Source organism: Acinetobacter sp. NIOH-H-8, from assembly GCF_046635365.1.
Classification (GTDB): Bacteria; Pseudomonadota; Gammaproteobacteria; order Pseudomonadales; family Moraxellaceae; genus Acinetobacter.
On record NZ_JBHDVN010000271.1, the window covers coordinates 1 to 414 of the forward strand.

1 protein-coding gene is annotated in these 414 nt (G+C 40.1%); it reads left to right on the forward strand.

Features of this window, described 5'->3' with window-relative positions; all coding sequences use genetic code 11:
• A partial coding sequence (locus ACEWB7_RS18180; protein WP_411581114.1) for a HipA domain-containing protein occupies window positions 1-414 on the forward strand: 414 nt, incomplete at both ends.

Below are 414 nucleotides of genomic sequence, written 5' to 3' on the forward strand. Positions count from 1 at the left end.
CTCTAACGGAGCGTACTGTTCAACAAAAAGACCTGATTGTTAAGTCTTATGATGCAGACTTTGATTTACTGACGGAAAATGAATTTGTCTGTATGGAAGCTGCTCGTCATTGTGGTTTGCAACCACCCAAAACATATCTATCAGCCAATTTAGAAACCTACATTATTGAGCGTTTTGATAAAGCTCCTGATGGAAACAGGTTAGGCTACGAGGATTTTACGACTCTTCTCAAAAGATCTAATGACCCAAACGAGAAGTACAAGGGTAGCTACGAAAACTTGCTTAAAGCCACCTACCTCTATACCCGTAGCGAGGCAGAAGTCGTAAAAATGTATAAGTACATTGTTTTTAATTGCCTGATTGGGAACGGTGACGCTCACCTTAAAAACTTTGCTCTGCAATATACGCCAGATA